The organism is Nocardioides caldifontis, assembly GCF_008087345.1.
Taxonomy (GTDB): domain Bacteria; phylum Actinomycetota; class Actinomycetes; order Propionibacteriales; family Nocardioidaceae; genus Marmoricola_A; species Marmoricola_A caldifontis.
Genome location: NZ_VHIB01000016.1, coordinates 12931 through 38173, shown reverse-complemented (window position 1 = coordinate 38173; position 25243 = coordinate 12931). Strand labels below are relative to the sequence as shown.

28 protein-coding genes are annotated in these 25243 nt (G+C 73.4%); 13 read left to right on the top strand and 15 right to left on the bottom strand.

Annotated elements, in window-relative coordinates:
- Nucleotides 1-43: 43 nt before the first annotated feature.
- Nucleotides 44-793: a cyclase family protein gene (locus FIP57_RS21160; RefSeq protein WP_148575549.1), complete on the top strand. Its 750-nt coding sequence runs from the start codon at nucleotides 44-46 to the stop codon at nucleotides 791-793.
- Entirely contained in the window at nucleotides 790-1587 is a 798-nt protein-coding gene (locus FIP57_RS21155; protein WP_148575548.1) for an SDR family NAD(P)-dependent oxidoreductase, read from the top strand. The genes FIP57_RS21160 and FIP57_RS21155 overlap by 4 nt, the downstream gene beginning before the upstream one ends.
- A 40-nt stretch (nucleotides 1588-1627) precedes the next feature.
- Here the strand turns inward: FIP57_RS21155 and FIP57_RS21150 are convergent, their stop codons facing one another.
- Genes FIP57_RS21150 through FIP57_RS21140 form a run of 3 tightly spaced genes read right to left on the bottom strand, consistent with a single transcriptional unit; the run spans nucleotide 1628 to nucleotide 4567 of the window.
- Nucleotides 1628-2281 carry a GntR family transcriptional regulator gene (locus FIP57_RS21150; protein ID WP_148575547.1) on the bottom strand — a complete coding sequence of 218 codons (654 nt, stop codon included), beginning with the start codon at nucleotides 2279-2281 and terminating at the stop codon, nucleotides 1628-1630.
- Between the two features lie 35 nt (nucleotides 2282-2316).
- Nucleotides 2317-3030, bottom strand: coding sequence for an enoyl-CoA hydratase/isomerase family protein (locus FIP57_RS21145; RefSeq protein ID WP_203231389.1), 714 nt, complete (start codon nucleotides 3028-3030; stop codon nucleotides 2317-2319).
- A 1-nt stretch (nucleotide 3031) separates the two neighbouring features.
- Nucleotides 3032-4567, bottom strand: a complete 1536-nt coding sequence (locus FIP57_RS21140) for an aldehyde dehydrogenase (protein ID WP_148575546.1) — start codon at nucleotides 4565-4567, stop codon at nucleotides 3032-3034.
- A gap of 29 nt (nucleotides 4568-4596) precedes the next feature.
- Here FIP57_RS21140 and FIP57_RS21135 point away from each other — a divergent pair, with 29 nt between their 5' ends.
- The 4 genes from FIP57_RS21135 (at nucleotide 4597) to FIP57_RS21120 (ending at nucleotide 8023) form a co-directional block, all read left to right on the top strand.
- Nucleotides 4597-5478 (top strand): NAD(P)-dependent oxidoreductase, encoded by an 882-nt coding sequence (locus tag FIP57_RS21135; protein WP_148575545.1) that lies wholly within the window; start codon nucleotides 4597-4599, stop codon nucleotides 5476-5478.
- A 159-nt stretch (nucleotides 5479-5637) separates the two neighbouring features.
- A complete protein-coding gene (locus FIP57_RS21130) occupies nucleotides 5638-6741 on the top strand; it encodes an LLM class flavin-dependent oxidoreductase (RefSeq protein ID WP_148575544.1) in 1104 nt (367 codons plus the stop codon).
- A complete protein-coding gene (locus FIP57_RS21125; RefSeq protein WP_148575543.1) occupies nucleotides 6738-7301 on the top strand; it encodes a carboxymuconolactone decarboxylase family protein in 564 nt (187 codons plus the stop codon). The genes FIP57_RS21130 and FIP57_RS21125 overlap by 4 nt, the downstream gene beginning before the upstream one ends.
- Nucleotides 7298-8023 carry an alpha/beta fold hydrolase gene (locus FIP57_RS21120; RefSeq protein ID WP_148575542.1) on the top strand — a complete coding sequence of 242 codons (726 nt, stop codon included), beginning with the start codon at nucleotides 7298-7300 and terminating at the stop codon, nucleotides 8021-8023. Before FIP57_RS21125 ends, FIP57_RS21120 begins: the two co-directional genes overlap by 4 nt.
- A 13-nt stretch (nucleotides 8024-8036) precedes the next feature.
- Here the strand turns inward: FIP57_RS21120 and FIP57_RS21115 are convergent, their stop codons facing one another.
- Complete coding sequence (locus FIP57_RS21115; protein WP_148575541.1) at nucleotides 8037-9299, bottom strand: PucR family transcriptional regulator; 1263 nt, start codon at nucleotides 9297-9299, stop codon at nucleotides 8037-8039.
- Nucleotides 9296-10297: a Gfo/Idh/MocA family protein gene (locus FIP57_RS21110; RefSeq protein WP_148575540.1), complete on the bottom strand. Its 1002-nt coding sequence runs from the start codon at nucleotides 10295-10297 to the stop codon at nucleotides 9296-9298. The genes FIP57_RS21115 and FIP57_RS21110 overlap by 4 nt, the downstream gene beginning before the upstream one ends.
- A 273-nt stretch (nucleotides 10298-10570) precedes the next feature.
- On the opposite strand from FIP57_RS21110, the gene FIP57_RS21105 reads away from it, so the two are divergent.
- Entirely contained in the window at nucleotides 10571-11716 is a 1146-nt protein-coding gene (locus FIP57_RS21105; protein WP_148575539.1) for a flavin reductase, read from the top strand.
- Nucleotides 11717-11723: 7 nt separating this feature from the next.
- On the opposite strand, the gene FIP57_RS21100 is transcribed toward FIP57_RS21105, so the two are convergent.
- Nucleotides 11724-12545 (bottom strand): IclR family transcriptional regulator domain-containing protein, encoded by an 822-nt coding sequence (locus tag FIP57_RS21100; protein WP_148575538.1) that lies wholly within the window; start codon nucleotides 12543-12545, stop codon nucleotides 11724-11726.
- A 53-nt stretch (nucleotides 12546-12598) separates the two neighbouring features.
- Nucleotides 12599-14089, bottom strand: coding sequence for an amidohydrolase family protein (locus FIP57_RS21095; RefSeq protein ID WP_148575537.1), 1491 nt, complete (start codon nucleotides 14087-14089; stop codon nucleotides 12599-12601).
- Between the two features lie 189 nt (nucleotides 14090-14278).
- Here FIP57_RS21095 and FIP57_RS21090 point away from each other — a divergent pair, with 189 nt between their 5' ends.
- From FIP57_RS21090 to FIP57_RS21070, 5 genes are read left to right on the top strand one after another with little or no spacing between them, the layout of a single operon-like run.
- A complete protein-coding gene (locus FIP57_RS21090) occupies nucleotides 14279-15469 on the top strand; it encodes a CaiB/BaiF CoA transferase family protein (RefSeq protein WP_148575536.1) in 1191 nt (396 codons plus the stop codon).
- Nucleotides 15466-16263, top strand: coding sequence for a citryl-CoA lyase (locus FIP57_RS21085; protein ID WP_148575535.1), 798 nt, complete (start codon nucleotides 15466-15468; stop codon nucleotides 16261-16263). Before FIP57_RS21090 ends, FIP57_RS21085 begins: the two co-directional genes overlap by 4 nt.
- A gap of 4 nt (nucleotides 16264-16267) precedes the next feature.
- Nucleotides 16268-17131 (top strand): DODA-type extradiol aromatic ring-opening family dioxygenase, encoded by an 864-nt coding sequence (locus FIP57_RS21080; protein ID WP_148575534.1) that lies wholly within the window; start codon nucleotides 16268-16270, stop codon nucleotides 17129-17131.
- The gene (locus FIP57_RS21075; RefSeq protein WP_148575533.1) at nucleotides 17128-17487 is read left to right on the top strand and encodes a hypothetical protein; all 360 of its coding nucleotides are present in this window, start codon (nucleotides 17128-17130) and stop codon (nucleotides 17485-17487) included. Before FIP57_RS21080 ends, FIP57_RS21075 begins: the two co-directional genes overlap by 4 nt.
- A gap of 10 nt (nucleotides 17488-17497) precedes the next feature.
- Nucleotides 17498-18469, top strand: coding sequence for a quinone oxidoreductase family protein (locus tag FIP57_RS21070; protein WP_148575532.1), 972 nt, complete (start codon nucleotides 17498-17500; stop codon nucleotides 18467-18469).
- A gap of 67 nt (nucleotides 18470-18536) precedes the next feature.
- Here the strand turns inward: FIP57_RS21070 and FIP57_RS21065 are convergent, their stop codons facing one another.
- The 3 genes from FIP57_RS21065 to FIP57_RS21055 are packed head-to-tail and all read right to left on the bottom strand — an operon-like array spanning nucleotide 18537 to nucleotide 20122.
- A complete protein-coding gene (locus tag FIP57_RS21065; RefSeq protein ID WP_148575531.1) occupies nucleotides 18537-19061 on the bottom strand; it encodes a DinB family protein in 525 nt (174 codons plus the stop codon).
- An 18-nt stretch (nucleotides 19062-19079) separates the two neighbouring features.
- On the bottom strand, nucleotides 19080-19463 hold the full coding sequence (locus tag FIP57_RS21060) for an ArsR/SmtB family transcription factor (protein WP_238993651.1): 384 nt from the start codon (nucleotides 19461-19463) through the stop codon (nucleotides 19080-19082).
- On the bottom strand, nucleotides 19463-20122 hold the full coding sequence (locus FIP57_RS21055) for an SRPBCC family protein (protein WP_148575529.1): 660 nt from the start codon (nucleotides 20120-20122) through the stop codon (nucleotides 19463-19465). The genes FIP57_RS21060 and FIP57_RS21055 overlap by 1 nt, the downstream gene beginning before the upstream one ends.
- A gap of 73 nt (nucleotides 20123-20195) precedes the next feature.
- On the opposite strand from FIP57_RS21055, the gene FIP57_RS21050 reads away from it, so the two are divergent.
- On the top strand, nucleotides 20196-20774 hold the full coding sequence (locus FIP57_RS21050; RefSeq protein WP_203231387.1) for a GNAT family N-acetyltransferase: 579 nt from the start codon (nucleotides 20196-20198) through the stop codon (nucleotides 20772-20774).
- 9 nt (nucleotides 20775-20783) lie between these two features.
- On the opposite strand, the gene FIP57_RS21045 is transcribed toward FIP57_RS21050, so the two are convergent.
- The 5 genes from FIP57_RS21045 to FIP57_RS21025 form a co-directional block, all read right to left on the bottom strand.
- On the bottom strand, nucleotides 20784-21776 hold the full coding sequence (locus tag FIP57_RS21045) for an NAD(P)-dependent alcohol dehydrogenase (RefSeq protein WP_148575528.1): 993 nt from the start codon (nucleotides 21774-21776) through the stop codon (nucleotides 20784-20786).
- A gap of 19 nt (nucleotides 21777-21795) precedes the next feature.
- A complete protein-coding gene (locus FIP57_RS21040) occupies nucleotides 21796-22020 on the bottom strand; it encodes a helix-turn-helix transcriptional regulator (protein WP_203231386.1) in 225 nt (74 codons plus the stop codon).
- A gap of 1 nt (nucleotide 22021) precedes the next feature.
- On the bottom strand, nucleotides 22022-22441 hold the full coding sequence (locus FIP57_RS21035) for a hypothetical protein (protein ID WP_148575527.1): 420 nt from the start codon (nucleotides 22439-22441) through the stop codon (nucleotides 22022-22024).
- 72 nt (nucleotides 22442-22513) lie between these two features.
- Nucleotides 22514-22816, bottom strand: coding sequence for a 4a-hydroxytetrahydrobiopterin dehydratase (locus tag FIP57_RS21030; RefSeq protein ID WP_148575526.1), 303 nt, complete (start codon nucleotides 22814-22816; stop codon nucleotides 22514-22516).
- Nucleotides 22817-22825: 9 nt separating this feature from the next.
- Nucleotides 22826-25213 (bottom strand): helicase C-terminal domain-containing protein, encoded by a 2388-nt coding sequence (locus FIP57_RS21025; RefSeq protein WP_148575525.1) that lies wholly within the window; start codon nucleotides 25211-25213, stop codon nucleotides 22826-22828.
- Between the last annotated feature and the right edge of the window lie 30 nt (nucleotides 25214-25243).

The following is a 25243-nucleotide window of genomic DNA, read 5'->3' as shown; positions in this document are numbered from 1 at the left end:
ATACTCCGAACCGAGCGCGCTCCGCGGCGTCCCACCGACCACGATGAGCGGAACCACCGACCACGGGCGGGCCGACGTCCGCCGTACCGAAGGGAGCGACGCCGTGCAGCTCGTCGACCTGTCGCAGGACATCTACCAGGGGATGCAGGTCTACCCCGGCCACCTCAAGACGGTGGTCTTCGACCACGCCTCCCACGAGGAGACCGCGCTCCGGTTCGAGGGCGGGTTCTCCTTCCAGACCAAGGGGTTCATGATCAACGACAACGGGCCCACCCACGTGGACTCGTTCTCCCACCTCGACCCCGACCCGTCGGCCGAGACGATCGACCAGATGTCGCTCGACCTCTTCTACGGTCCCGCCACCTGCCTCGACGTCTCGCACGTCGGCGCCCACCAGGACATCACCGCCGAGCACCTCGACGCCGCGGAGGAGGCGGCCGGCGTGAAGGTCGAGCGCGGCGACATCCTGCTGCTGCACACCGGCACCCACGGTCGGTACGCCGGCAAGCCGGAGTACCTCTCCGAGTTCCCGGGGCTCGGGGAGACCGGTAGCGAGTGGATCGTGGAGCACGGCGTGAAGACGTTCGGGGTCGACAGCCCGACTCCGGACAACCCGACCAGCAAGTTCTACCCGTGCCACATGATGTGCCGCCGCCACCACATCACCCACTACGAGAACCTCACCAACCTCGACAAGCTGATCGGCAAGCGGTTCACCTTCGTCGGCTTCCCGCTCAAGGTGATCGGCGCCCACGGCGGCCCGACCCGCGCCGTCGCGCTGCTCGACGCGTGAGCGCCGCGTCCGCTCCGTTCCCCGGTGACCGCGTCGCAGGGCGCACCGCCGTGGTGACCGGGGCCGGCAACGGCCTCGGTCGGGCGATCACGCTCGGGCTCGTCGCCCGAGGCGCCCGGGTGGTCGCCGTCGGCCGCACCGAGGAGCGGCTCCGCGAGGTCGCCGCCGAGGCCGGGGGGCTGGCCGGGAGCGTCCGGGTCGAGACCGTCGACGTCGCCGACCCGGTGAGCGTGACCGCGCTCGCGGAGGCGCTGAGCGACGAGACCGTCGAGATCCTGGTCAACAACGCCGGCGTCCCCGGCCCGGTCGCCCCGCTCGTCGACATCGAGCCGGACGAGTGGGACGAGGTCTTCGCGATCAACGTCCGCGGCACCTACCTGATGTGCCGGGCGTTCCTCCCGCAGATGGTCGAGCGCGGGGCCGGAGACGTCATCAACCTCGCGTCGGTGAGCGGGAAGCGCCCGCTGACGCGGCGGACGCCGTACACCGCCTCGAAGCTGGCCGTGATCGGGCTGACCACGACGCTGGCCTACGAGGTCGGTCCGGCGGGGGTGTCGGTGAACACCCTGTCCCCGGGTCCGGTCGACGGCCCGCGGATGCAGCGCAACTTCCGGCTCGAGGCCGAGCGGACCGGCACGACCTACGAGGAGGCCGAGGAGGCCTACGTCTCGCGGGCCGCGTTGCACCGGATGCTGACCGAGGACGAGGTCGCCGCGGCCGTCGTGGCGATGCTGCACATGCCGGGGCTGTGCGCGGCCGACATCGACCTGTCCGCCGGGATGGTCGCGCGCTAGGAGGCGCGCCGGCAGCAGCGGGAGGAGGAGGGCGACCGGCTCAGCCGGTGCCCTCCTCCTCGTGCGCGAGCAGGTAGTCGAGCACGACCGCGTGCGACGACGCGAGGTGGTGGCGGGTCAGCTCGGCGGCCGCGGTCGCGTCCTGCGCCCTGACCGCGTCGAGGATCTGCCGGTGCTCGTCCTGGAGGTGCCCGGCCTTCCCGACGACGTCGAGGTGGAAGTAGACGTAGCGGTCGGTGAGCCGGCGCAGCTGCTCGACCATCGCGATCATCCGCGGCCGTCCCGCCAGCGTGTAGACCTCGGCGTGGAAAGCGGCGTTCGCCTCCACCCAGGTCCCCGGCGGGATCGTCGGGTCGTCCATCGTCGCCAGGAGCCGCGTCATGCGCGCGACCCCGGCACGGCCGACCCGGGGGACGGCAAGCCGGGTGGCCACCGGCTCCACCGCCTCCCGCAGCTCGTAGAGCTCCTGCAGGTCGTCGACGGTCAACGGAGTGACCACCGCCGTCGAGCCACGGAGCTCGACCAGCCCCTCGGAGGCGAGCTGCTGCAGGGCGTCGCGGACCGGGATCCGGCTCACGCCGTACTCCTCGGCCACGCCGGCCTGCGACAGCGCGGTGCCCGGGGCCACGAGACCGCTCGAGATGCGGTCCCGCAGCTCCCGGGCGACGCGTGCGGCGGCGGACTCCTGGGACACGCGAGCAGTCTCGCCCACCAGCACCGTGGTGCTCCTCAGCCCTCGCCGCGACGCAGCGAGCCGACCACGAGCTTGTCGAGGCTGACCTCGAGGGCGCGCTCGTCGCCGAGGTCACCGAAGACGCGGAGCATGTCCTTGATGTCGGCGTGCACGCGCGGGCTGCGGCTGCGGAGGGCGTCGACCATGTCGTCGACGCGCTTGACCAGGTCGTCGCGGGTGTCGACGACCTCGTTGAGGAGGCCGAGCTCGGCGGCGCGCTCCGCGGCGAGCGGGGACGCTGTCGCGGTGAGCCAGAACGCCTCGCGCCGGCCGACGACGCGGGGCAGCCAGGCGAGGACGAGCGCCGGGGCGAGCCCGATGCCGACCTCCGGGAACCGGAAGGACGCGTCACGCACGGCCACCGACACGTCGAACGCGGCGATGAGCCCGACCCCGAAGCCGGCCGCGTCGCCCTGCACCTCGGCGACCGTCACCATCGAGGAGCGCTGCACGGCGGTGGTGAGCCGGACCAGCGCCTCCGCCTCCGCACGCACCTCGCCGGGCGACAGGGCGGTGCTGCCCCGGTCGCGGCCGAGGCAGAAGGCGTCGCCGTCCGCGCGGAGCCGCAGCACGTGCGCGCCCTCCGGCGGGGCCTCGAGGAGGGCCGAGAGCCGGTCGCACATCTCGATGCTGAAGAGGTTCTCCGGCGGTCGGGACAGCTCCGCCAGGATCACGCCGTCCTCGACGGGGTGCAGGGTCAGGTCGCTCAATTCAGTTCAGCCTTCCGGTTGCCTTGCCGCCGTACCAGTCGACGTCGTCCGACGCCGTCCGGACGGTCACCGCACGGACGTGGGTGAAGTCGTGGAACGACTCCCAGCCGCCCTCGCGGCCGATGCCGCTCTCCTTGAGCCCGCCCCACGGGGAGGACGGGTCGAGGCGGTGGTGGTCGTTGACCCAGACCATCCCGGCCTCGAGCCGGGAGGCCACGCGGTGGGCGCGGGCGACGTCGCGGGTCCAGATCGCCGAGCCCAGGGCGTACGGCGAGTCGTTGGCGATGGAGACCGCCTCGTCCTCGGTGTCGAAGGGGATCACGACGACGACCGGGCCGAAGATCTCCTCGCGGGCCACCGACATGTCGTTGGTGACGTCGGCGAGCACGGTCGGCTGCACGAAGAAGCCGTCCTCGAGGCCGGGCACCGTCGCGGGCCCGCCGCCGGTGACGACGCGGGCACCCGCGTCGACGCCCTCCTGGATGCGGCCGAGGATCCGGTCGCGGGCCCGCGCCGAGATCACCGGGCCCAGCTGGGTCGCCGGGTCGTTCGGGTCGCCGATCCGGATGCCCTCGGCGACCCCCTTGAGCGCGTCGAGGAACTCGTCGTGCATAGAGCGTTGCACCAGCAGCCGGCTGCCGGCGATGCAGGTCTGGCCGGCGCCGATGAAGCCGCCGAACGCCGCACCACGCGCGGCGACGTCGACGGGGGTGTCGTCGAAGAAGAGCACCGGGGACTTGCCGCCGAGCTCCAGGGTGGTCTTGGCGAACCGGCGTGCGGCCGCGACGGCGATCGAGCGGCCGGGCTCGGTGCCGCCGGTGAAGACGACCTTCTTGACCAGCGGGTGCTCGGTGAGCGCCGCGCCCACCACGGGGCCGAGCCCGTTGACGACGTTGAGCACGCCGGCGGGGATCCCGGCCTCCCGCGCGATGTCGGCGAGCAGGAAGGCGGTCAGCGGGGTCTGCTCCGACGGCTTGAGGACCACGGAGTTGCCGGTCGCGAGCGCGGGGGCCAGCGACTTGGACGCGATCATCATCGGGTGGTTGAACGACGCCAGGATCGTGACCACGCCGAGCGGCAGCCGCGTCGTGTACGAGTGGTAGGGCCCCGGCATCGGCGCGACCGCGTCGCGGTCGGCGAGCAGCAGGGAGGCGTTGTAGCGGTACCACTCCGGGAGCCGGGTGATCTGCGCCTTGGTCTCGGTCAGCGGCCGGCCGTTGTTGGCGGTCTCGAGCCGGTAGAGGTCGTCCATCCGGGCGGCGATGCCGTCGGCGAACCGGTGCAGCACCTGGGCCCGCTCGTGGATCGGCATCCGGCTCCACACGCCGGAGTCGAAGGTCTCCTGTGCGATCCGCACCGTTTCCTCGACGTCGGCTGCGCTGGCGGTGTCGGCGACGGCCAGGACGGCGCCGGTCGCCGGGTTGACCACGTCGAGGGCCGGGCCTCGGCCGGCCACGACGCGGCCGCCGACGCGGAGCCCGGTGGGCAGCGGGCCGGTGGAGAGCTGGACCGTCGGACGGTCGTCGGTCATGGTCATGGGGCTCGCTCCTTGGTATACAGAGTGCTATGACGGTATACACAACGGCCGAGGGCGTCAACGCACCGCGCGTCGCCCTGCTCGGCACCGGGACCATGGGCGCCGGCATGGCGCGGAACATCGCGACGGCCGGGCTGCCCCTCGCGGTGTGGAACCGCTCGCCCGAGCGCGCCGCCCCGCTCGCCGAGGCCGGGGCCCGGGTCGCCAGCGACGTCGCCGACGCGGTGCGCGACGCCGACGTGGTCGTCACGATGCTCTGGGACGCCGACGTCGTGGCGGAGGTCCTGCAGGAGGCCCGGGGGCGGTTCGCCGAGGGCGCCGTCCTGCTGCAGACCAGCACCGTCGGCATCGAGGGGCACGCGGCGCTGCGCGACGTCGCGGGTGACCTCGGCCTCCGGTACGTCGACGCGCCGGTGCTCGGCACCAAGCACCCCGCCGAGCAGGGGACCCTCGTCGTGCTCGCCTCCGGGCCCGACGACACCCGTCCGGTCGTGGCGCCCGTCCTCGACGCGATCGGCTCCCGCACGGTGTGGCTCGGCGACCGCGGCGACGCCGCCTCCCGCCTGAAGCTGGCCGCCAACGCGTTCGTGCTCAACGTGACCGCGGCGATCGCGGAGTCGAGGGCGATCACCGGGGCGCTCGGGCTGGACCCGGACCTCTTCCTCGAGGCGATCCGGGGTGGCCCGCTCGAGTCGCCGTTCGTGACCGCCAAGGGGAGGCTGATGACGGCCGGCGACTACCCGGCGGCGTTCGCCGTGGACGGCGGGCTCAAGGACGCGCGGTTCATCGTGGGGTCGGCCGGAGCGACCGCTCCGCTCACGGCCGTGACCGTCGAACGGCTGGCCGCGCTCTCCGCAGCCGGCCACGGTGACGAGGACATCGCCGCCCTCGCCCGCCCGGTGGGCCCGTGATCGACCTCCACGAGCGACGCTCGCGTTGACGGCGGACGTCATCGCGGACGGGGAGATTCACCCTCGGCGCCACTGTCCCGCCGGCGGCTGCGTACGAGACTCCCGGGTACGCCGGGCGAACCGTCCCGGGGGAACCGGACAGGAAAGCGAGAGCACGCCGTGAGACTGGGCTACTTCTCCATGCCTCTGCACCCGCTCGGCCGGACCTGGGCCGAGACGCTCGACGAGGACCGCAAGGCCGTCATCCTGGCGGACGAGCTGGGGTTCCACGACGCGTTCATCGGCGAGCACCTCACCGACCAGCACGAGAACATCACCAACAGCCTGCTGTTCCTCGCGACGCTGATCCACGAGACCCGGCAGATCCGGCTCGCCACCGGCACCACGAACCTCTCGCAGCAGCACCCGGTTCTGGTCGCGGCGAACTCCGCGATGTTCGACCACCTCAGCGGTGGCCGGTTCATCCTCGGCATCAGCCCGGGGGCGCTCACCTCCGACGCGGAGGCGCTCGGCATCCTCAAGGAGGACCGCAACAAGATCTTCGCCGAGGCGATCGACGTGATCCTGAAGATCTGGGAGCTCGACCCGCCGTACGCCATCGACCTGCCGGACAACCGGTTCAAGGTCACCACCGAGTCCACCATCGACCTCGACTTCGGGGTGGGCATCCTGCCCAAGCCGCTGCAGCAGCCGCGGCCCGAGGTCGTGGGCACCGTCGTCGCGCCGTTCTCCAAGGGCGTCATCGCGATGGGCCAGCGCGACTTCCACCCGCTGTCGGCGAACTTCCTGCTCCCGCAGTGGGTCGCCACCCACTGGCCGAACTACGCCCAGGGCAAGGAGGCCGCCGGTGCGGTCGCCGACCCGGCCGACTGGCGTGTCGCCCGCACGGTGTTCGTCGCGGACGACCCCGGCGTGGCGGAGGCCTACGGGCGTGACGACGAGAACAGCCCCTACCGCTTCTACTACTCGCAGATGCTGAAGAAGATGCGGAAGCTCGGCCGCCTCGAGCTCTTCAAGACCCACCGCGACCAGCCTGACGACGAGATCACCCTCGACCACGTCCTGGACAAGCTCGTGATCACCGGCACGCCGGCCTCGGTCACCGAGCAGCTCCTCGCGTTCCGCGAGGAGGTCGGGGAGTTCGGCGAGCTCGTGTACGCCGGCCTCGACTGGGTCGACCCGACGCTCGCGCGCCGCTCGATGGAGCTGATGGCGCAGAAGGTCATGCCCGACGTCAACGCCGCGTTGGGGGAGCAGGCGTGACGGACCGGTTGCCGCTGCCCGCACCCGACGAGCTGACCGAGGAGCAGCGCGCCGCCGCGGAGCGGATCGCCTCCGGGCCGCGGGGCGCGATCTTCGGGCCGTTCGTGCCGCTGCTGCGCAGCCCGGAGCTCATGACGCGGCTCCAGCTGGTCGGCGAGTTCCTCCGCTGGGACAGCGCGCTCGACGACGACCTCGTCGAGCTCGTCATCCTGCACGTCGCCCGCTGCTGGGACCAGGACTTCGAGTACGGCTTCCACCACCCGCTGGCGCTGAAGGCAGGGCTGCCCGAGGAGGTCGTCGACGCGGTCGCCCGCGGCGTCCGTCCGGTCGGCGGCCGGCCCGAGGTGGCGTTGGTGGTCGAGCTGCTCGACGAGCTGGAGGAGACGCGCCAGGTCAGCGACGCGACGTACGCCGCCGCGGTCGCCGCGCTGGGCGAGACGAAGGTGGTGGAGGTGGTCGGGACGGCCGGCTACTACACCACGCTCGCCATGACGATGAACCTCGCGAGGACGCCACCGCCGGAGGGTGCGCCCCGCCTGCCCGTCCGGGAGCCGGTGTGACCGCCCGGCCGCTGCTCCTCCTGCACCCGTTGGGGGTGGACCACCGGTTCTGGGACCCGGTGAGAGCGTGCCTCCCCGACGCCATGGGTGACGTCGTCGTGCCCGACCTGCTGGGGCACGGCGGCGCCGCCCTCCCTCCGGAGGAGCCTTCGGTCGAGGCGTTCGCGGACGCCGTCGAGAAGGAGCTCGACGGCGCCGGACAGGTCGACGTCGTCGGCGTCTCCCTGGGCGGCCTGGTGGGCCAGGTGCTCGCGGCCCGCCGCCCCGACCTGGTGCGCCGGCTGGTCGTCGCCGACGCCGTCGCGGTGTACCCCGCGCCCATGCAGCAGATGTGGCGCGAGCGTGCCGCGACCGTACGCCGTGAGGGGCTGGCCGCGGTCGCCGAGCCCATGGAGCAGCTGTGGTTCACCGAGCCGTTCCGGCGCGACGCAGCGGACCAGGTGGCGGCGGTCCGCGAGGTGCTGCTCGCCGGTGACCCCGAGGGGTACGCCCGGACCTGCGAGGCGCTCGCGACGGCAGACACCTCCGAGGCAGCGCGGTCGATCGCGGCCCCGGTCCTGGTGCTCTGCGGCGAGCAGGACGCACCGCCGTTCCAGCAGGCGGTGGAGTGGTTCACCGCCGCCCTGCAGGACGTCCGGGCCGAGTGGCTGCCCGGCGGCCACGCCGCGGCGTACGAGAACCCACAGCCCTTCGCCGACGCGCTGGCGCGCTTCCTCGCCTGAGGCCGGTGCGCGCTCAGCCGTCGCCGAGGAGCCGGACGAGCCGGATCGCGACCTGGAGCTCGGTCCGGCGCTCCTGCAGCGGGTGGCCGAGCAGCTCCTCGGCCTTGTGCAGCCGGTTGCGGACCGTGTGCTCGTGGAGCTGCAGGTGTTCCGCGGCCGCGACGTGGCTGCCGAAGCGGAAGGACGCCTCGAGGGTGTCGCGGAGCCGGGTCGCCTCGTTCGTCGACCGGCCGAGCGGTCCCAGCTCCGTCTCGACGAACGCCCGCGCGAGCGCCTCGTCGCGGAGCAGGAGGATCTCGAGGTTCGCGTCGGAGTAGCGCACCACCGCGGGCGACTCCTCCGGCGGCCAGGCCTCGCGCACCCGCTCGGCGTCACGGGCCTGGCGCAGCGCCGTGACGAAGCCGTCGGCCCCGCGCGCCGGGTTGCTCACCGTCGCCACCGCCCCGACCCGCTCGAGCGCCTCGACGACCGCCGTCAGCGCGGCTTGCGGCCACGGGTCGAGCCGCCCGAGCCAGACCACGGTGCTGCCGAGCGTGAGCGCGTAGGTCAGGGAGTGCGGGCAGCGACCGGCGGAGCGCAGCCCGTCGGCGAGCTGGGAGGCGGCGCCCTCGGGCATCTCCGGCAGCAGCACCGCCACGTGGTGGGCGTCGAGGGGGTAGGCGAGCAGCGCCAGGTCGCTCGCCGAGAGGGAGCCGGCCTCGCCGCGGAGCACGTCGCGGACGAGGTTCTTGCGCACGTGGGCGCGCGACCTGTTCAGCGCGTCCTGGTCACGGGTGTAGGTGTCCGCCACCCGGGAGGCGACGTGGTCCTGGTAGGTGAGGATCGCGCGGGTGAGCCGGGAGAGCAGGTCGAGCGCCTCCTCGGTGGACACCTCGGTGCCGACCAGCGCGTCGCGCAGGTGGTGCGCCCAGATCTCCCACTGCGACAGGAAGCTGACCCGGTAGGAGCGCTGCATCGCCTTCTGCGGGATCCGCAGCCGGGCCTGGGTGGAGGCGAACTCCAGCACCTTGTCGAGCTCGACCTCGTCGAGCGAGGCCCTGCCGACGAGCACGTCGCGGAGCGCGTAGGCGTTCTGGGAGATGCTCGCCCGGAGCCGCTCGACGAACTCGGCGTCGTGAGCGTGCTCGGAGAACGCGGCGGCGGTGCACCGCTGGAGCACCTCGTCGACCAGCCCCTCGATCGAGAGGCTCTCGAGGTGACCGCGGAACCGCTCGGGCATGGCCCCGCAGGCGTCCGTCACCTGAGGGGAGAGCTCGACGGCTCCGTCGACGGTCATGTCGCGGCGGGCACCTGCTCCACACGGCCGGTCCGTGCCGACCGGGTGATCGCCTCGAACGCGTCCACGTTCGCCAGCATCTCGTCGTAGGTCACGGGGTAGGGCGTCCCGCCGGCGGCGGCACGGGCGAACGCCTCGAGGTTGTCGCGCACCGTCGGGTGCGGCGGCGCGAACGTCGTCTCGGGCTCGCTGCCGCGGAGCACCGTGGTGACGTCCCACCCCCGCGGTGCCTCCGGGTGGTTGCGGTCGCGGATCTCCATCCAGCCCTCGGAGCCCAGCACGGTCACCCGACCGGCGAACGGCGTGGTCAGGATCGCGGTGATCATGGCGGTGCGGCCCTTCTCGAACCCCATGGTGATCGTCAGGGTATCGCCGTTCTCGAAGGTCGTCGCGTGCGTGCCGAGCCGCGCCCAGACCTCGGTGGGGCGGCCGAAGACCGCGATGGCGAGGTCGACCAGGTGGATCCCGGTGGCCGACAGCGGGCCGACCGGAGCGTGCTCGTCGGAGAGCCGCCAGTTGTCCGGCGGGAGGTCGAGGAACTTGTCCTGGCTGAAGTTGCCCTCGAGCACCAGGGGCGTGCCGAGCTCGCCGCTGCCGCACATCTCGCGGAGCCGGAGCATCGAGGGCTCGAAGCGTCGCTCGTGGCCGATGCCCAGCTGGACGCCGGTCGCGCGCACGGCCGCGATCGCGCGCCGGGCCTCCTCACCGGTGGTCGTGAGCGGCTTCTCGCAGAACACGTGCTTGCCGGCGGCCGCGGCGGCCACGATCTGCTCGGCGTGGAACCGGTGCGGCGAGCAGAGGACCACGGCGTCGACGGCGTCGTCCGCGAGCGCGTCCTCGATCGCCGACGCGGTGCGCACCCCCCTGTCGCCCACGCGCCGGCGCGCGCCCTCGTCGACGTCCACGCCGACGGCCACGCGCATGTGGTCGCTGTCCTCGAGGTCCGACACGATCTTCTGGCCCCACCATCCGAGGCCCACGACTGCTGCGTTGATCACCCCCGCAGTCAAGCCACCGGACCCGGGAGCGGGGAGTGGCCGCTGGCGTCAATCTGCGGTCCCTGATTCACGGTTCACGTGAGTGGGCACCTGTGCTGCGGTGCAGGTGTCCTGCCGGGCACGGACCCGTTACAGGCACCGGCACCAGGGCGGAAGCATTTTGACGGGGGACGTCAGTGCGTCGGCGCGACCGGGTTTGTTCAATGAGGCACGCCCACGAACCGGACAGGCCCCTTGCCTGCACGCCAGGGACCCCAACCACGGAGGTAGGACATGGAGCCGACCACGACCGCGTCCCCCTCCGTCGATCCCGGGCACTTCCGCCACGTCGTCAGCCACCTGGCCAGCGGCGTCACGGTCGTCACGACCGAGGTCGACGGCAAGCGCCACGGGATGACGGCGAGCTCGGTCACGTCGCTGTCCCTCGAGCCGCCGATGATGCTGGCGTGCATCAACCGATCGGTGCCGACGGCGGCCGCGGTCGAGGCGGCGGGGTGCTACGTCGTCAACGTGCTGGGGGAGTCGCAGGGCGACCTGGCCAACCAGTTCGCGGCACCGAGCGCCGACAAGTTCCGCGGCGTGGACGTGCGCACCGGGAGGACGGGGCTGCCGCTCCTCGGTGACGCGCTCGCGCACATCGAGTGCGAGGTCGTGGAGACCGTCGTCGGAGGCACCCACTCGATCTTCGTCGGTCGGGTGGTCTCGGCGACCGCCGCGGACGGCCAGCCGCTGACCTACTTCCGCGGCGGGTTCGGCCGCTTCGAGTTCGCCCGCGACGACGAGATCTACGGTCGGGCCCGCGACCTGGTGCTCAGCCGGGTGTTCCCCGCCGACCACGCGCTCGCGCTGGAGGACCTGGCACGGCAGCTGGAGGTCGACCCCACCGCGGCGTTCTACGCGCTCACCCGGCTCTCCTCCGACGGGCTGGTCCGCCGCGACCCCGAGCGTGGCTACGTGATCGCGCCGTTCGACGTGCGCACCTCCGACGAGACCTTCGACGCGCGGCTCGCGATAGAGCTCGGCGTCATCCGGATCGCCATGCCGCGGGTCACCGAGGAGGAGGTGCGCGAGCTGCGCCGCCGCTTCGACGAGATGGCCCGGCTGCTGGTGGGCAACCGGTTCGTGGACTTCCACGGCTACCTCGACGCCAACTACTCCTTCCACGAGCACCTCGTGTCGCTGGCCCACAACCCGCTGCTCACCTCGACCTTCGGGCGGCTCAGCATCAAGAGCGTGATGACGCGGTCGTTCGGCTCGACGCCGGTGACGTCGCAGAAGTTCGTCGAGGTGCAGGGGCGGCTGGTGGAGGCGTTCGAGCGGCGCGACCAGGAGGCGGCGGAGCGGGCCGCGTCCGACTACTGCGCGGCGGCGAAGGAGCGGGTGCGCGAGATCCTCGCGCTCACCGGCGGCAGGCTGTAGCTCGCCGTCAGCCGGCGGACGGGTGCTCCGTGGCGACCTCGACGTGCGGCCGTGACTGCCACAGCGCCCACTCGGCGCTGACCTCGCCGGCGGTGCGGAGCAGCCTCGGCAGGTGGTCGCCCAGCAGCGTCTCGGTGGAGGTCTCGGCCGCGTGCACGGTCACGTTCATCGCCGCGCGTACCGCACCCGTGCCGTCGCGGACCGGCACGGCGACCGACCGGACGCCGGGCGCGAGCTCTTCGTCGGCCAGCGCCCAGCCGCGGGCCCGGACCTGGGTGAGCTCCTCGGCCAGCTGCTCCGCCGAGCGCCCGATGTACGCCGGCAGCCCCGACCGGCTCGGCTGCGCCAGCGTCTCCTCCAGGGCCGCGGGGGAGAGCGCGGCGAGCAGCACCTTGCCCTGCGAGGTCTGCGCGGCCGGGAACCGGGTGCCGATCTCCACGCGCAGCGCGATGATCTTCGGCACCGACACCCGCGCGACGTAGACGATGTCGGAGCCGTCGAGCTGCGCCATCGACGACGACTCGCCGGTCTGTGCGACGAGCCGCTCGAGGTGCGGCCGCGCGATGTCCCACAGCCCCAGCGAGGAGACGTACGCCGTCCCGAGCGAGAGCACCCGCGGGGTGAGCTCGAAGAGCCCGTCGACCGAGCGGACGTGGCCGAGCTCCTCCAGCGTGAGCAGGAGCCGGCGTGCCGTGGGTCGCGCCAGCCCGGCGACCGACGCGACCTCCGACAGCGACATCCGCCGGTGCTCGGCGTCGAACGCGGTGAGGACGTCGAGCCCGCGGGCCAGCGCCTCGACGAAGTCCGGACCGCTGCCTCGTCCCGCCATGCGTGCCTCCCGAGGTCGAGCCGAGCCGTTCCGGAGAGCAGACTAGGCGGCGCTCACCGCGCGCCCGTCGGCTCCCCGAACACCGTGCCACGTGAACGACGCGTGGACTCGGACTTGTAGTCGGTGTACTGGTACGGGTTGTCCAGCACCTCCTTGTCGTCCGCGGGCAGGTCGGGGTTCATCCCCTTGAGCCAGACCTCCTCGCCCATCGTGGCGCGGAGGTGCTCGACGGTCGCCTCCACCTCCCGGCGTACGGCGGACAGGTCTGCGCCGACGAGCCGGTGCTCGTGCTTGACGACGCGGCCGTCGACGAGCACCGTGTGCACGTCGCCGCGCTGTGCCTGGAACGCCACGTGGCCGTAGGGGTTGAGCACCGGGAACATCACCGGCGAGGCGTCGTTCTTGATCAGCACCACGTCGGCCTTCTTGCCGGGCTCGAGCGAGCCGAGGTCGTCGCGGCCGAGGGCCCGGGCGCCGCCGCGGGTCGCCCAGTCGACGACCTGCTCGGCGCGCAGGTGCACGTGGGTGACGGTGTCGCCCTTCGCGTGCGCCTCGAGGTGTTCGCGCGACCGGTCGGCGCCGAGCGTGGTCCGCATCGCGCAGAAGAGGTCGCTGCTCCACCAGACGCTGGTGTCGTGGGAGAGCGAGACCGGGATGTCGTGGCGCCGGACCTGCCAGGTGGGCGGGTAACCCTGGCCCGCGCTCTGCTCGGACTCGGTCGAGACCGAGATCGAGCCGCCGGTCGCGGCGATCCGGTGGTAGGAGTCGGCGGTGAGCGTCGCGGCGTGGACGAACACCGTGGACTCGTCCATGAAGCCGTTCTCGTGCATCAGCCGGATGCCGTCGTCGTTGGTGGCCCCCCACACGCCGGCGTGGGTGGTGACCGGCATCCCGAGCTCGCGGGCCGCCTCGAACGCCGCCTTCTCCGGGAACGCTGGGTCACCGGTGACGTCGAAGGCGAGCTGGAAGCCGATGCGGTCGTCGGCCGCGTCGCGGCTGCGCTGGAGGAACGACCGCACCGCGGGGTCGGCGGTCCACTCCCAGGGAGCCGCCTGGATGTTGCCGTAGGCGAGCACGAACCGCCCCGGGACCGCGCGGAGCGCGTCGACCGCCGCCTCGGCGTGGCCGACCGTCTGCAACCCGTGCGACCAGTCCACGGTGGTGGTGACGCCGGCCTCGAGGGCGTCCCAGGCCGAGAGCAGGTTGCCGGCGTGGATGTCCTCCGGGCGGAAGGCCGCGCCGTGCTCGAGGTAGTACCAGACGAAGTACTGCGTGAGCGTCCAGTCGGCGCCGTACCCGCGCATCGCGGTCTGCCACATGTGCCGGTGGGTGTCGATCATCCCGGGCATGACGATGCCCCCGCGGGCGTCGATCTCGAGGGTGCCCTCGGGAACGTCGAGCGCCGGGCCGACCGCGGCGATGCGGTCGCCGACGACGAGGACGTCCGCGGCGGCCAGCACCGTGTGCCGGTCGTCCATGGTCAGGACCGTGCCGCCCCGGAGGACGACGGGACGGCCACTCTCGATGGCGATGGGTTCGGTCATGCGTCCTCCCGGAGGTTGGTGCGGACGTCTGTCCGCTGCACGGTCAGCCCAGGTGCTGCGGTCATGGTGAAGTGACGGCGGTCACGATGTCAACGGCTGGACCAGCCAGCGGCGCGCCTGTTGACACCCGTGCGCACTCTGACGACACTGACGGACACCTGTCCGCAAACGAGCGTCGAGGAGCTGCCCGTGGCCGAGGTCGCCGAACCGCGAGGGCCGCTCGCCGGCCTGCTCGTCGCCGACTTCTCGCGGATCCTGGCCGGGCCCTACGCGACGATGCTCCTCGCCGACCTGGGCGCCGAGGTGGTGAAGGTGGAGGGGCCGCAGGGGGACGACACCCGGTCGTGGCAGCCGCCGGTGCGGGACGGGATCTCGACCTACTACCTGGGGGTCAACCGCAACAAGCGCTCGGTCGCGCTCGACCTCAAGGACCCCGACGACCTCGCCGCCGCACAGGAGCTGGCCCGGCGCGCGGACGTCCTCGTCGAGAACTTCAAGCCGGGCGGGCTCGTGCGGTTCGGTCTCGACTACGACTCGGTCTCCCGGAGCAACCCGCGGGTCCTCTACGCCTCGATCAGCGGCTTCGGCAGCGGGCCCGGCGGGGCGTCGCTCCCCGGCTACGACCTGATCGTGCAGGCGATCTCCGGGCTGATGAGCCTCACCGGTCCACCCGACGGCGAGCCCTACCGCGCCGGGATCTCGGTCTTCGACGTGATGGCCGGGCTCCACGCCACCATCGGTGTGCTCTCCGCGCTCCACGAGCGCGACGCCACCGGCCGCGGCCAGCACGTCGAGGTCAACCTGCTCTCCTCGGCGCTCTCCGGGCTGGTGAACCAGTCCAGCGCGTACGTCGCGGGGGGCGTCGTGCCCTTCCGGATGGGCAACAGCCACCCGAGCCTGTTCCCCTACGAGCCGTTGCCGTGCGCCGACGGCGACCTGATCATCACTGCCGGCAACAACAACCAGTTCCGGCGGCTGGTCGAGGTGCTCGGCGCGCCCGAGCTCGCCGACGACCCGCGCTTCGGCCGCAACGAGGACCGCACCGCCAACCGCGACGAGCTCCGCCCGCTGCTGGTCGAGCGGCTGCGGACCCGCACGAAGATGGAGTGGTTCCGCGACATCATCGCGGCCGGCGTCCCGTGCGGCCCGATCAACACCGTCGACGGCGGCGTCGCGTTCGCGGAGGAGGTCGGGCTCGACCCGGTCGTCGAGGTCGGGGACGGCGAGGCGGCGGTGCCGTCGGTGCGGAACCCGATCCGGTTCTCCCGGACGCCCGCGGAGTACCGCCTTCCTCCGCCCTCGCTCGACCAGCACGGCAAGGAGATCCGCCGCTGGCTCACCCAGGACCCGGCTGCCGCCGGAGAGGAGCACACCGCATGACGAAGGACGTGCCGGAGTTCCCCACGTCGCTGGGGACGAGCACCGCCGACGAGATCCGGCTTCTCGGCCAGGACCTGACCGCCGACCTGATGGGGAAGGTGGGGTTCGGCGAGCTGGCGTTCTGGCTGGTCGCGATGCGGCGGCCGACCCCGTCGGAGACCCGCGTCTTCGAGGCGGTCCTGGTGGCCCTCGCCGACCACGGGTTCACGCCGACCGCGATCGCCGCGCGGCTGACCTACCTCTCCGCACCCGATTCCTTGCAGGGCGCGATGGCCGCCGGGCTGCTGGGCGGCGGCTCCCGCTTCCTGGGCGTCACCGAGGACTGCGGGCAGTACCTCCACGCGGTCCTCGACGGGCGCGACCTGCCCAGCGACGACGCCGGGTGGGACGCGCTGGCGGTCGAGGCGGTCGCGGCGACGAAGCAGGCCGGCCAGTTCGTCCCCGGGATCGGCCACCCCGTGCACAAGGTCCAGGACCCGCGCACCCCCGTGCTGATCGGCATCGCCGAGGAGGAGGGGCTCAAGGGGCCGCACCTCCGGCTCTTCGAGGCGATCGGCCGCACCCACGAGCAGGTGCTCGGCCGCCGGCTGCCGCTGAACGGCGCCGGGGTGTGCGGAGCGGCCCTGGCCGACCTGGGGCTGCCCGTCGAGCTGCTCCGCGGCTTCGCCCTGCTGGCCCGCGCCGCCGGGCTGCTGGGCCAGATCGCCGAGGAGCGCCGCAGGCCGATCGGCATGGACACCTACCTGACCGTCGACCGCAACGCGGTCTACGTCGACCCGACCACGAGGAGCTGACGCCATGGCCACAGTCGCCGCGGTCATCGCATCGACCCACCACCCGTTCTACTACCGCGCCAGCACGGCGACGGGTAAGGACCGCCCGCCGTTCGCGGACGAGTGGGTGAGCAAGATCGAGACGTTCCGCGAGACGCTGACCCGCGCCGAGCCCGACGTCCTCGTGATGGTCGGCAGCGACCACTTCCACCAGCTGTGGTTGGACAACATGCCGCAGTTCCTCGTCGGCAAGGCGCCGAAGTTCGACGCCAATTGGTACAACGAGGAGCGCGAGTTCGGGCTGCCACGGATGACCCTCGACGGCGAGGAGGAGCTGGCGGCCCACATCCTGCGCAGCGGTCTCGACGCGGACTTCGACCTGGCGTTCAGCAACGAGCTGCGGATCGACCACAGCATCACCTGCCCGATCATCACGCTGCGCCCTGAGGCCGACCTGCCGATCGTGCCGATCTACACCAACATCTTCGCGCCGCCGCTGCCGCAGCCGAAGCGGTTCGTCCAGCTGGGCAAGGCGATCCGCGAGATGGTCGAGGCGTGGCCGGAGGACAAGCGCGTGGCGATCGTCGGGACCGGCCACCTCTCGCTCGAGCTCGGCGGCCCCCGCCAGTTCGGCGAGCACGGCCCCGACCCCGAGTTCGACCGCAAGGCCGTGGAGTGGATCGCCACCGGCGACATCGAGGGGTGCCTCTCCGAGGTCTCGCTCGAGTCGCTTCACCAGCCCGGCAACGCCACCCACGGGTTCATGGACTTCATGCTGATGATGGGCGTCGCCGGCGAGGGACAGAAGGCCGACCACGTCGACTCCCTCGACCTGTTCCACACGATGGAGGCCTACTTCACGTGGTACCCGGAAGGAGCGCCGGCGTGAGCAAGTACCTGCTCGACAAGTTCCTCTACACCGTCGACCGCGACCCCGAGCTCGTCGAGCGCTACCGCGAGGACCCGGCCGGCACGGTGGCGTGGTGGGAGGCCGAGATGGCCAACCGCATCCTGAATTGTACGACTGACGAGAAGTCGACGTGGCTCGCGTTCACGGAGGACGAGCGGAGGGCCCTCCGTGAGCACGACCACGTCGCCCTCTTCGAGATGGGCGCCCACCCCTTCCTGACGCTCACGCTCTTCATCGCCTGCTTCGAGCGCGACCACGGGCCGCTGGAGTACCAGAAGGCGTACGGCAAGGCGATGGAGCACCTCACCCTTCCCTACCCCGACATCGCCACCTGAGGAGCAGCCGGTGCACGCCGCCGTCGTCCGCACCGCCGGGACCCCGCCGGAGTACGCCGAGCACCCGACGCCGCTCCCCGCCGAGGGCAGCACCGTCGTCCGGGTGACCGCCGCGCCGGTCGTGCCCCTCGACCTGCTGTGCGCGTCCGGGAGCTCGTACTTCGGCGTGCCCCGGACGCCGTACGTGCCGGGGGTGCAGGGCGTCGGCGTGGCGGAGCGCTCCGAGGTGCTGGAGCCCGGCACGCGGGTGTGGTTCGCGACCTCGGCCGGGATGAAGCCGTGCGACGGCAGCCTCGCCGAGCGGTGCCTCGTGGTCGACGACGACCTCGTCCCGCTCACCACGAGCGTCGACGACGTGGCCGTCGCCGCCCTCGGGCTCTCGGCCGTCGCCGCGTGGATGGCGCTGACCTGGCGCGGCGGGTTCCGCGCGGGGGAGACCGTGCTGGTGCTCGGCGCCGGGGGCGCCGTGGGCCAGGTCGCGGTCGGCGCGGCCCGGGCGCTCGGGGCCGCGCGGGTCGTCGCCGCGTGCCGCTCCGAGGCGTCGGCCGACCGCGCCCGCGCCGCCGGCGCCGACCGGGTCGTGCTGCTGACCGACGACGAGGGGCAGCTGGCCGCGCGGTTCGAGGCGGCACTGGGCGGGACGGCCGACGTCGTCGTTGACCCGGTCTTCGGCACCCCGGCGTCCGCCGCGGCGCGGGTGCTCTCGCCGGCAGGGCGGCTGGTGAACCTCGGTGGCTCGGCCGGCGACCGGGCGACGTTCTCCTCGGCGATGCTGCGCAGCGGGTCTCTCGACCTGCGCGGCTACACCAACAACGCGCTGACCCCCGCCCAGCGGCGGGAGGCGCTCACCGCGCTGCTCCGGCACGCCGAGGACGGTGCGGTCGCGGTCGCCCACGACGCTCGGCCCCTGTCGGAGGTCGCCGACGCCTGGCGGGTGCAGCAGGCGCAGGACGCAGGGGTGCGGCTGGTGCTCGTCCCCTGAGGATGGGAATCCAAGGAGTCACCGGTGGCTCGCCCGCGTCCACGCCGCTCGTCGAGCGCTGACGTGCTCAGCGGCGGAGGTCCGCCAGGTGGTGCTCGACGTCGTGGAGGAAGTAGACCGCGAGCGTGCGCACGGTGAAGGCCGAGCCGTTGCTGCGCCGCCCGGTCCGCTCCCACTGGTCGTCCCGGACCTGGTCGAACGCGGCCGCCGACGCAGCGGCGGCCTGCGCGAGCTCGTCGGCGACCGTGGCCGGGTCCTGCTCCCAGTACCTCTCCGCGACCGCGGTCTCGTCCTGGTCCCAGTTGGCGAAGAGCGGGTCGTCCTGCTCCAGCATCAGGGTCAGCCGCTGCTGGAACAGCCGGAAGACGTCGCGGACGTGCGCGGCGTACTCCAGCGGCGACCAGACCGTCGGTGCCGGCCGCTCGGTGGCGTCCGGGCGGGCGAGGGCCGCGGCGTAGCCGGGGACGGTGGCCCGTAGCCGCTCACCGGTGCGGGTCACGTCGTACGCCGGGTCGAAGCCGCACTCGGCACACCCGTCGGTGATGGTCGTGGTCCAGTCCTTGGTGTCCGGCTCGATCGGCGGCGGCTGCATGGCGGCAGGGTACGGCGCTCAGGCCGGCCGTCGTCCGGAGCCCTGCGGTGGCTCCTCCTTCCCGGCGCGGCGGGTCCGGCGCCCGCGCGCGACCTCCGTGGCCAGGGCGTCGAGCGGCTGGGCGAAGGGGGCCAGCGGGTCGGCGAGCCCTGCCAGCCAGGCCAGCGCCACCTGGAGCCCGTCGGGGTCGAGCGCGTAGAACCGTCTCGTCCCCTCGGCGCGGACCGTGACCAGCCCGGCCTCGCGGAGCACCTTGAGGTGCTGCGACACGGCGGGCTGCGAGATCGGCGCGCGCTCCTGCGCCGCCGCCACCAGCGCCCCCGCCGGCTGCTCGCCGGCCGAGAGCAGCTCGAGCAGGTGGCGGCGGACCGGCTCGCCGAGCGCGTGGAAGATCCCGTCCACTACGCCTCGGGGGCGTCCTCGGGCACGGTCGTGTAGAAGGCGACCGCTCGGTTGGCCGCCTCGCGCGCGGCCGTCGCGTCGTCGCCGTCCGCGATCGCCGCCTCGGCCCATCCGTGCGCAGCGTGCCGGACGAGCTCCGTGCCCTCGGGGGTGACCGCGTAGCCCGCGCCGGCCTCGGGGTCGATCGGGGCGCCGGTGTCGAGGTGCACCCCGAGCCCCATCAGCGCGAGGTCCCAGCCGACGCCGACGGCGCCCGGGCCGAACTGCTGCCACATCTCCGGGTCGACCGGTGCCTCGTGGACGAGCTCGAGGACCGTCCGGTCGCCGTCGGGGTGGAGGGTGACCTCGAGCCACGAGACCATCTCGCCGTACTCCCACGTCACGCCCAGCAGCGCGGGCGCCTCGCAGCGCTCGATCGTCCCGCCGGCGTTGCCCTCCAGCTGGTAGCGGCCGCCCGGCTCGAGGTCCCCGCTGATCGGGAGGAACCAGCGGGGGATCCGTGCGGCGTCGGTCAGCGCGGACCACAGGTCCGACTGGTCCGTGGGGTAGCTGCGGCGGGCCACCGCGATCCGCGTCGGGGTGCCGTCGCGGCTGCCGCTGCGCACCTCACGGGTCACCAGCCCCGCTGTCGCCACCGGGTCGATGTCGATCGTCGCCATCCGTCCTCCTTCATAAGGTTTGACTTATAGAGAACCACCTGGTCCCGACCGGCGCAAGGGCTAGCGTGGGCACGTGACCTTCGACGTGCTCCCGGCCACGGCGGACCGGTTCGACGACGTCGCGACGATGCTCGGTCCGAAGAACCCTGCTGCCAACGTGTGCTGGTGCCTGAGCCACCGGCTGGACTCGCGGACCAACCGGGAGCTGGTCGGCCCGGCCCGCCGCGAGCACGTCAGGATGCTCTGCGAGCGCGACGTCGCGCCGGGCGTCCTCGCCTACGAGGACGACACGGTCGTGGGGTGGGCCGCCGTCGCGCCGCGCTCCGAGCTGCCCTTCGCGAAGTCGCGCAAGATCCCGCACGTCGACGACCTCCCCGTGTGGTCGCTCTGGTGCGTCAAGGTCCGTCCCGGCCACCGGGGCAAGGGTGTCGCGCACGCGCTGGTCCGTGGCGCCGCGGAGTACGCGGCGTCGAAGGGCGCGCCCGCGGTCGAGGGGTACCCGGTCGAGAACCAGGGGCAGAAGGTCGACCTGACGATGGCGTACGTCGGCACGCGGTCGCTCTTCGAGGCCGCGGGGTTCATCAAGGCCGCGGACACCGACGCCGTCTCGGGAGGGTTCCCGCGGGTGGTGATGCGGCGGTCGCTCGGCTGAGCGACGGCGTCACGGCACCAGCAGGAGCGAGCCGGTCTTGCGGCGCGTCTCGACGTGGCGGTGCGCGGCGGCCGCCTCGCGGAGCGGCATCCGCCGGTCGACCACGGGCCGGAGCCGCCCTTCCGCGGCGAGCTGGAGGAGGTGCCGCATGTCGGCGACCTTCGCCTCGTCGCGCCGCAGCCCGGTGAAGGCCAGTGCGGCCCGCTTCCCGTGGCCTCGGCGGGCCAGCGGGGTGCGCACGAGCGCGTCCACGTCGGGAACGGTCGTCAGGTAGATGCCGTCGGCGGCGAGCAGTCGCCGGCACCGGCGGAACGACGCCGCGCCCACCGCGTCGAGCACGACGTCGTGGGGGCCGGGCCACTCCGGCAGCGCGACCAGGGTCCGGTCGACCACCTCGACCGCGCCGAGGGTGCGGGCCAGGTCGACGTGGTCGGTGCTGCACACGCCGGTGACGACGGCACCGAGGTCGGCGCCGAGCTGCACGGCAGACGACCCGACGGAGCCGGCCGCGCCGATGACGAGGAGCCGGATGCCCTCGCCCACGGCGCCGTGGTCACGGAGGAAGGGGAGGGCGGTGAGGCCGCCCTCGACCACTGCGACGGCGTCGACCAGGTCGACCCCGTCGGGGACCGGTGCCGTGGCGGCCGCGGGGACGGCGACGTACTCCGCGTAGCCGCCGGCCCGGACTCCGGTGGCCGTGACCACGCGGTCGCCGACGCGGAGGTCGGTCACGTCGGGAGCGACCTCGACGACCCGTCCGGAGAGCTCGCTGCCCGGAACGCGGACGCGAGGGCGGCGGAGGCCGGTCGCCAGCCGCGCGACCGGCGGGTCCGCGGCCCGCATCGCCGCCTCCGCCGAGGAGACGGCGACCGCCGCCACCTCGAGGAGGACGTGGCCGGGAGCGACCTCGGGAACCGGGAGCTCCGCCGGGTGGAGCACCTCGGGCGGTCCGTAGCGGTCGTAGGTGACCGCGGTCATCGTGCGTGGTCGGCTCGGCTCCATGAGGCCTCCTGGGCGCTCGTCAGTCGTCGGGGTACTGGAAGACGTCGTCGAGCGGCACCTCGAGCGCTCGCGCGATCCGGAACGCCATCTCGAGCGAGGGGGAGTACTTCCCCTGCTCGACGGCGATGACGGTCTGGCGGGTCACGCCGATCCGCTCGGCCAGCTCGGCCTGCGTCATCTCGCCGCGGGCGAAGCGCAGGGTGCGGATGCGGTTGGTGACCCGCGTGGGACGGCTCGGGCTCACCTCAGACCCCTCGCCGGTAGCCCACGAGCTTCACCGACGACCCGACGACGGCGGAGAGGACGTAGGCGGCGTAGATGGCGTTGGCGATCCAGAAGTGCTCGGCCTCGGTGAGGGCGAGCGCCAGCGGGCAGACCACGGCGACGCCCAGCACGATCCCGGCGACGTGCTCGCCGCGGCGGTCGATGTCCCTGTCGCGCTCGTCGGCGAGGTGCGAGTCGCTCGGCCGGACGACCTCGAACAGGACCCGCCCCACGGTGCTGGCGAGCACCGAGATGCCGACCGACCAGAGCAGCGGGCCGACGTACGCCACCTCGTCGAGCGGCCCGCCGTCACGGCGCTGCAGCAGGAAGGCGACGTAGCCGAGCCAGACGCCCAGCGACGCGAGGAGGTACACCCACGTGCCCTTCTCCGTGTAGGACATCCCGGCCTCCGATGTCAGAAAGTTTTGACATCGACGACCGTAAAGCACCACTGACATGGTGTCTAGTATTCTTTACCCGGTCTCGGTGCGCTGCTCCTCGAAGAGCCGGTTGACCGCACGCGCGAGCCAGAGGTCGCGCTCGGAGAGGCCGCCCACGTCGTGCGACCACGTGGTCACCCGGAGGACGTCGGGGTAGCGGACGTCGATCTCCGCGTGGTGGTCGAGCTCGTCGCACGCGGCGGCCACCCGCGCCGCGAGCTCGCCCGCCGCGGTGAACGTCCCGCAGCTGATGTCGGTGCGGGCGGTGCTCTCCCGCACGTACCAGCCCTCGATGCCCTGTGCCGCGAACCGCTCGGTCCAGTCCTCGTCGCCCATGCGACAGCCTTACCCCATCGGGTCGGCGCCGGACAGCGGCCGCACCGAGTTGATCCGGTGCACCGCGAAGGACCGGACCTCCTCCGAGCGGTGGTCGTAGGCGCGGAGCCGGCCGCCCTCCACCCGCTCGGGGTCGACGACCCGCTCGTGGCTCGACCCGTCGTTGTCGACGTAGCCGATCCACACCGTGGTGCCCGACTCCGCGGCCTCGCGGAGCACCGCCAGCGCCGCGGCGGGGGACTGGCGCGCCGCCGGCGACGCCGCGGGGCGCACCGCGTTGGCCCGGTCGCCGGCGCGGATCGCGGTGACGGTCGCCGCCGACCGTGCCGTACGCCGGGCCGCGGACTCGGCCTCCTGGGCGGGGCCGGCGATGCGGGGAGTGCGGGCCCGGTGGGCTTCCTTGCGGGACAGGTGGACGACGCCGTCCGGCCCCTCGACGACCGGGGCGACCCCCAGCTCGCGGAGCCGGGGGACGAGGAGGTCGGCCGGGACGTCGGTGATCAGCACGGTCGGGGCGATGCGGCGCAGCCGCAGCCCGGCCGCGCGCGGGTCGTGGACCAGCGCCGCCAGCGCCGTCTCGTCGTCGCTGCGCAGGAACGCCTCCGCGACCCCGACCCGGATCGAGCCGTAGGTCCGGGCCACGTCGTCGATGAGGTAGTCGAGCGGCTGCGGCATCTCGGTGCGTGCCGCGCGGCGGATCGTCTCCCGGACCTCGGCCGCGGTCCACCCCACGTCGAAGGCGTGGCGCACCGACGACTCGGTGAACCGGTAGACCGTCGCCCCGCCGCGGGACTCCACGTGCGCGACCGTCGCGAGGGCACGCGCCAGCCCTTCCTCGAGCGGGCCGGGCGCGACCGCGGTGAGGTCCGCCTGGAGCAGCACGTGGTCGACCGGCGCGGGCAGCAGCGGCTCGACCGCCGCGGCCGCCGCCTCCACGCCGTCGTCGAGCAGGGCCCGGCCGGCGGTGGGGACGCCGCCGAGGCCGACGAGCCCGAGCGCCGCGGCCTCCTCGAGTGCCCAGGCGACCGCGTCGACCCGGGTGCTGGGGCGCCGCGGTCTGAGCCACTGCAGGCGGGCGACCAGCGACGGGACGCCGGTGCTCGGGGCGAGCACGCACCCCGGGTCGAGGGAGGCGAGTTCCGACAGCGCGACCCGGCGGGTGTCGACCAGCCAGCCGCGCTCGAGGTCGGGGGCGAGGGCGTTGACGCTCTTGCCCTGCAGCCGCGCGCCGACCAGCCCGGTGAGCCGGGGGTTGTGCAGCCATGCGACCACGAGCCGTGCCCACCGCAGGGCGGCGGTCGAGGAGCGCCACTGGTCGAACGCGTCGGTCGGGAGCCACGCCGCGTCGCTCTCCACCGTCTCGCCCTTCGCCAGCAGCCCCGCCGCAGCAGCCACCTCGACCAGGAGCGCGGCCTGGCGCTCGTCGGTGTGCAGCAGCGCGGCGGTCGCCTTCAGGTCACGGACCGAGAGGCCGCCCTGGCGCAGCACCGCCGGCGGCTCGGCGCCCCAATGGTCCAGGAGCAGCTCGATCCGGTGCACGGTCTCGTGGGCGGCGCCGGCCGCCGCCTGGTCGACGAGCCGCGCGCTCCGCTCGGTCGTCACCAGCGGCGGCGGCGTGCCGACGGCCTCGCGCGTGGTGCGGCCGCCGCGGAGCACCAGCCCCACCTCGCGCGGGACCACGACGTGCCTGCGGTCCTTCGGCAGCAGCAACCCGCGCGCGAGCAGCTGCTCCACCGGGGTGGTCGCGGACGGGACGTCCACGGGGCGGCCGGCGCTCTCCGAGGCACCTTCCGAGCCGGTGCGCTCGAGGTGGTCGAGCATCGCCCGCGCGGGTTCGTCGCACTGGGCGACCAGCTGCTCGACGCACGCGTGGTCGGCCAGCATGGCGGCCAGCCGGACGACGTCGGCCCCCTTGTCGCCGGTCGAGCGCTCGCCCAGGGCGGTGAGCAGCTGCGCGAGCCGGTCGGGGCCGAACCCGGCGAGGAGCTGGGCCGCCGGGGGGCCGAGCCGGCTGACCGTCGTACCGACGGTGTCAGGCACGGCGCTGACCACCCGCAGCTCGTCGTCCCCGCCCCACAGCAGCGCGAGGTCGCGCAGCCGGACGAGGGCGACGTCGACCTCCTCCGCCGCAGCGTGCACGACGTCGTGGAGCTGCGCCACCGACGCGCGGCTGCCGAGCACGACGGCCGCGTCGAGCACCACCAGCTCGAGCCGGGTCAGCTGGTCGAGCGCCCGCAGCACCGACGCGCGTGTGCTCGCCCGCGAGGCGAGCTGGGAGGAGTCCTGCGGCGCCGGGTTCGCCAGGTCGGGCCGGGCCTCGAGCAGCGCGGCGAGCCGCGCGTCCGGCCAGCCGCGGAGCTGGTCGGCGAGCGTGCGGGGCGCCGTGGTCGAGGGCATCCGCTCCACGATACCGACGGGACCGGGGCG